Origin of the sequence: Hyphomonas sp. BRH_c22 (genome assembly GCF_000961795.1) — a bacterium.
In the GTDB taxonomy this organism is placed as follows: domain Bacteria; phylum Pseudomonadota; class Alphaproteobacteria; order Caulobacterales; family Hyphomonadaceae; genus Hyphomonas.
On the sequence record NZ_LADU01000113.1, the window covers coordinates 1 to 5635 of the forward strand.

The following is a 5635-nucleotide window of genomic DNA, read 5'->3' on the forward strand; positions in this document are numbered from 1 at the left end:
CACGTCCCGGGCTTCGAGCGCGGGTCCGATGCCCCGGCCAACCGGTTGGAGTCCATCGCTGAATACACACCTGGTCTTCAGGCCAAATTCGCCCGCAACGATGGTCATGTGCTGGGCAAGCGCCCGGGCATCAGACTGACTGCGCAGCTTTGCTGTCGGCCCGACGGGAAGGTCCAGAACCACATGGGTTGCACCTGCGGCGATCTTCTTTGACAGGACCGACGCGATGAGCTGACCTTCCGCGTCAATGTCGAGTGCGCGTTCGATGCGGATCAGAATATCATCGGCCGGGCTGAGCCGCACGGCACCGCCCCAGGCCAGGCAGCCGCCCTCCGCATCGACCACCCGCCTGATCTCAGCCAGCGAGAGGTCGACGGCTGTGAGCGTTTCCATCGTGTCGGCCGTCCCGGCAGGCGACGTGATCGCCCGTGAAGACGTCTTCGGAATGATCAGGCCAAGGCTGGCCAGGATAGCGACAACGATGGGGGTTGTGCGGTTGCCAGGCAGGCCGCCAATGCAATGCTTGTCGAGGACCATCTCCCGGTCCCAGTCGAGTTGCTCGCCCACCTTGACCATGGCCCCGGTCAGGGATGTCATCTCGTGAATATCGAGTGGCAGGGTCGAGCAGGTCGAGACAAAGGCGGCCAGATGCACATCAGAATACAATCCTGCTGCGACATCAGTGATGATCCGGTCAAAGGCATCGCCAGGCAGGCGCTTGCCCGTCATGCGCTGGCGGACATCGGAGAGAGAGGGGAGCGTCGGGGCATGGCTGACTTTGAGGGCCGAACCCGGCTCGGCGCCGAGCCGTTTCCAGGCCGATTCAGAGAGTCCCGCTTCAGTAAGGGCGAGCCACTCATCTTCAATCTGGTGCAAGGTCGCGATCACTTCCTTCTCGCCACAACCAACCAGCACGCGTGAGCGCGAAGTCAGACCTTCTGAGCGGCAAATCGGGCAGTCGGTCCGCATCAGGATAATCGCATCGTCCTGGGTATGCCATTTGAGTCGCCGGGCGGACAGGTGCGTGGGGTGTTGTGAGCTTTTGTCGTGCACCATCACATGCTTCCCCCCAGATCATAGGTTTTCTCGCTCTCGACGACGTCGCTGCGCCAACCAAGCTCATCCTGCATGCGCGCGCTCAGCGCATCTGATGCATCCGGTTCGCCGTGAACAACAAAGGCTCGCGTCGGACGCGTTTCAAACCCTTCAAGCCAGGTCATCAGTTCATCCGCGTCAGCATGGGCTGACAGGGCGGGCAGGCTGGCGATCTCCGCGCCGATATGGACATCCTGGCCGAACATCTTGACCGTGCTCGCACCTTTGAGAATCTTGTCGCCGCGCGTACCGGCGGCCTGATATCCGGCAAACAGGATCGTATTCTTCCGGTCTCCGCCGAAGGCCTGAATATGGTGCAGCACGCGCCCGCCCGTCACCATCCCGCTGGCAGCGATCACGACTTTTGGCATCTGGTCATGGGTGATCGCCTTGGACGCTTCGACGTCTCGGGCATAGGTCGCGATAGAGCAGGTTTCTTTGCAAACCTGCGGTGCAAATCTGTGATCTTCGAGATGCGCGCAGAGAAGTTCTGTCGCGTTGATCGCCATCGGACTGTCCAGATAGATCGCAACATTCTCGAACCGACCCGCCTTCTTGAGCATCCAGATGTGATAGAGAATAAGCTGGGCGCGCCCGACGGCGAAAGCCGGAATAACGATCGTGCCACCGCGCCTGACTGTACGATCGATCACTTCGCCCAATTGTTCCATGGGATCGACCTTTGGATGGGTGCGATCACCATAGGTTGACTCCACGACGACATAGTCAGCTTTTCGCACGGGCTCGGGATCGAACATGAATGGATCGCCGTAGCGTCCGAGGTCCCCGGAAAAGACGATGGTTTTGCCGCCCCAGCGCACCTCGACTGTTGATGCGCCAAGAATATGGCCGGCCCGCCGCAAATGGATATCGGCGCCGATGGCGAGGTGAATGTCCTGATGAAACTCGATCGGCGTGAGCAGCTCTATGGCCGCCTCGGCGTCGGCGATCGTATAAAGCGGTTTGGCTGGCGTGTGCCGGGTATAGCGGTAACGGTTGGCGCGCTCGGCATCGCGCTCCGAAATATAAGCGCTATCACGCAGCAGGATTTCACAAAGGTCCTTGGTCGCGCTGGAACAGAAGACCGGCCCACGATAACCATCCCGGACCAGTTTGGGCAAGTATCCACTATGATCAATATGAGCGTGAGTGAGTATGATCGCGTCAATCGATACCGGATCGACCGGAAATGGTGCCCAATTGCGTTCGCGCAAAGCCTTGTAACCTTGGAAAAGGCCGCAATCGATCAGAAGGCGCTGGCCGTTACACTCGAGGAGATGGCGTGAACCGGTAACGGTTCCTGCGCCGCCAAGGCTGGTCAGGGTAAGGGTCATAGCGCGGTCTCCTCGGGGTGAAAGGGTTTTGCGTGTGTCAGCACAGACAGGGGTTGCCGGATCCTTCAATGGCGCGGCGCCTATCTGCAGACAGAAGGCCTGAGGGCAATTCTTTCAGAACGGCCATGGCGGCTATAACGACGTGAGCCCAGGTCCAGCGATTGGCGTGCCACATTGCCGCATTCGCGAGCCTGTCGGTTGCGGAGAATACGTCCGGCACTTCAGCGGGAGTCAGCGCCAAGTCTCCGCGCTCGGCAGCTTGCAAGATACTCTGAAGCCGCTGCTGCGTCTCGCTTGCATGGACAATCACGCCATATCCGCTGGGCCAGTGTGCTGTCATGATCGCAGATATCCCCTTGCCAGCTCGCGCGTCAAAATGAGGTGAGCGATTTTGATACGGCGCGTGGCGGTCAAACCCTCAGGATAAGACTGGCTCGCAATGAACGCGGCTTCCACGCGCCCGGACCGGCGCCTATAAGCAGGAAACGGGTTGCATCTGCAGACGCAGATCATCGCCCAGAAAGGATTCGCCATGGCGTGCGATGAGACCTGCGAACTTGACGGCGCCACCGACCTGATCGCCCTCAACCAGTCCTGCTTTTGTATGACGCTTGGCAGGGCGGAACTTGATGCAGCTATTTTGGAGCATGCCGGCAATCATGAACTCGGCGCGCTGCTGGCCGCGCGACCAAACCTGTTTGCTGCAACGGCTGTGTTTGTCTCGCCCACAGACCTGGCCGCAATGCAGGCCCAGGTGGCGGCAATTGAAGCGGTCGCCGCACTTGCGCCCTATCAGGACGCGGCGCTGGCTCGGTCAGGCGACAGGATTACCGGCGTCCAGACGGGCACGCGCGGTCTGTTCATGGGGTATGATTTTCACATTTCTGAAGACGGGCCGAAGCTCATAGAGGTCAATACGAATGCGGGTGGGGCTTTCCTGGCCAACGCGCTCCAGCGTGCCGTCGCAGAACATGCGGTAGCTTGCGGGGATGCGCGCCTCACAAGCTCAGACGCGATCGATACACTCCTGATGGAGAGCTTCATCGCAGAATGGCAGGCGGCGGGGCGAGAAGGCCGCCCGGACACGCTGGCAATTGTCGATGAGGATGCCTCTGAGCAATACCTCTATCCGGACATGTTGCTCGCCCGGGATTTATTGACGCGCAATGGTATCGAAACCCTGATCCTTGGCCCCGGGGCGCTGACTTTCGAGAATGGCGTTCTGACCTCCGGCGGCAAGACGATCGACATGGTCTATAACAGGCTCACGGATTTTGATCTGTCTGAACCTGGAAACGCTCACTTGCGCGCCGCACTCCTGAAGGACGCGGTGATTGTCAGTCCGGCGCCCCGCCATCACGCGCTCTATGCCGACAAGCAAAACCTGATCTGGCTTAGCGACGCAGATCTGCTTGAGTCCTGGAGCGCCGATGCGGCGCATCGCGCGGTTCTCTCGAAGATTCCTGGCACGCGGCGCGTCACAGAAGATGTCGCCGACGAACTCTGGACCGACCGGCGAGGATATTTCTTCAAACCCGCTGCTGGTTTCGGCAGCCGGGCGACTTATCGCGGTGACAAGCTGACGAAACGGGTCTGGGCGGATATTCTGGCTGGTAACTATATTGCCCAGGCCCTGATCGCGCCGACAATGCGAGCTGTCACTGTGGCTGGCGAGCGCATAACACTCAAATATGATGTTCGGCTATATACCTATGCCGGGGAAACTCTTCTACTGGCCGCACGCGTTTACCAGGGACAGACGACAAATTTCCGGACGAGTGGCGGCGGATTTGCGCCAGTCTATCAGTTCTGATCATTCGATCTCGGATAATCGCGTCCTGGGGCATCGCTACGAACGGCGAAGAGTGCCCTTTCGAGAAGCCCTCGCCATCCGGCAGTGACTCGCTGGTCACGGTCGGCGACTATTGGTGACATTTGTCAATGTCAGTCTAATTGCCATTCCGCCCTTCGATGAGCTGGAGCGTGCCGATCTCGTTCTCCAGCGGTCGCCCGGCTTGGGACCAGGTCTCGAAGCCCTGATGGGCCGCGACATTTCGATAGCCTTGAGCATCCAGAGCCTTCTTCGCAAGCGCTGCGCGATTTCCCGTCTTGCAGTAGATAATGATTTCAGTGTCTGCATCGCGCACCGTCTTGGCAATCTGGAACTCCACCACGCCTCGCGCCATCCATGTCGCGCCGGGGATGTGGCCAAGATTGTATTCGTGCTCCGTGCGCACGTCCAGAAGCAGAAGGTCCGGGTTGGTGGCTTGCCGAGCGGAGATGTAGCCATTATCGACAAAGTCTATGCCATCTTTCGCTGCTGCCGAAACCGCTTCCAGTGTCATCGGTTCGTCCGCGTAGGCCGCACAACCTATCGTGGCGAGTATTGCGGCAGCGACCAGACTTTTAAACATGCATTTTCTCCTGAGGACGCAGATCGCATCTGTCCCGGAAGGTTATATCGCCATTCGTCGTAAAGCCAGTGTATGACGGCGCGTCATTCGCGAGGCATTCGGGGTAAGCTCCCTGGTTTCATCTCAGATACGGTTCTCATCCTGGTCGGGGTCACGTTTCTCTTCGCAGTCCAATTGGCTCGTCATGCCGGAGCCGCTGCATGCATGGTGCGAGATCTGCATCGCTGAATTGTACATATCAATCGTCCCCTCAATTTCGGCGCAGGTATCGCATGCGATAAAATTGCAGGGATTTCAGGGCCTGGAAATCCGGTGCACGAGGGCGAACGCCGGCAAGGGCAGGATTGTCCATTGCAGGAGTGGGGCAAGGCCCGTTCCAAACGGCGGCACGAGCGGCATGATATCGCGGTAAGCCCAGCTGCCACGTATCGATACATTTTGCCATTCGCTGAAGACGGTGTAGGCGAGCCCGAACGCGGTCGTGGCGAGCGCCGTCGCCCAAAATCTTCGATGCGAGCATGGCCCGCGCCCGACCAGCACATATGCCAGCGTAAGTGAGACGGCCGCGATCATCACGTCGCCAATTGTGCAGTGGATTATGGCGTAGATCTGCGCGCGAAACGAGCCCTCGAGCCAAATCTGATAGAGCGGAAACTGCGCGATTTCCCAGATGGTATTGAAGCCGGCCATCCATAACAGGTAAACGCCCGCTGTGCGCCATCGAGAGGCCGGGACTTGAAAATTCATCGCCATGGGGTCAGGCTATCGCAGATTGAGGACTGATCCCAGCGT

6 protein-coding genes are annotated in these 5635 nt (G+C 59.2%); 1 reads left to right on the top strand and 5 read right to left on the bottom strand.

The features are described 5' to 3' along the window. The 3 genes from VR74_RS15445 to VR74_RS15455 all read right to left on the bottom strand — a co-directional run. A partial coding sequence (locus VR74_RS15445; RefSeq protein ID WP_045698340.1) for a thymidine phosphorylase occupies nt 1–1056 on the bottom strand: 1056 nt, incomplete at its 3' end. Further along, nucleotides 1056–2429 carry an MBL fold metallo-hydrolase gene (locus VR74_RS15450; RefSeq protein WP_045698342.1) on the bottom strand — a complete coding sequence of 458 codons (1374 nt, stop codon included), beginning with the start codon at nt 2427–2429 and terminating at the stop codon, nt 1056–1058. The genes VR74_RS15450 and VR74_RS15445, both read right to left, overlap by 1 nt. Nucleotides 2430–2466: 37 nt before the next feature. Further along, complete coding sequence (locus tag VR74_RS15455) at nt 2467–2769, bottom strand: hypothetical protein (RefSeq protein ID WP_045698344.1); 303 nt, start codon at nt 2767–2769, stop codon at nt 2467–2469. 192 nt (nt 2770–2961) lie between these two features. On the opposite strand from VR74_RS15455, the gene VR74_RS15460 reads away from it, so the two are divergent. After that, nucleotides 2962–4242 carry a hypothetical protein gene (locus VR74_RS15460; protein WP_045698348.1) on the top strand — a complete coding sequence of 427 codons (1281 nt, stop codon included), beginning with the start codon at nt 2962–2964 and terminating at the stop codon, nt 4240–4242. 136 nt (nt 4243–4378) lie between these two features. Here VR74_RS15460 and VR74_RS15465 read toward each other — a convergent pair whose 3' ends face one another. Together VR74_RS15465 and VR74_RS15470 are read right to left on the bottom strand one after the other, a co-directional pair. Further along, entirely contained in the window at nt 4379–4843 is a 465-nt protein-coding gene (locus tag VR74_RS15465) for a rhodanese-like domain-containing protein (RefSeq protein ID WP_299950817.1), read from the bottom strand. A 294-nt stretch (nt 4844–5137) separates the two neighbouring features. Beyond that, the gene (locus VR74_RS15470; protein WP_299950819.1) at nt 5138–5590 is read right to left on the bottom strand and encodes a hypothetical protein; all 453 of its coding nucleotides are present in this window, start codon (nt 5588–5590) and stop codon (nt 5138–5140) included. Nucleotides 5591–5635: the final 45 nt, after the last annotated feature.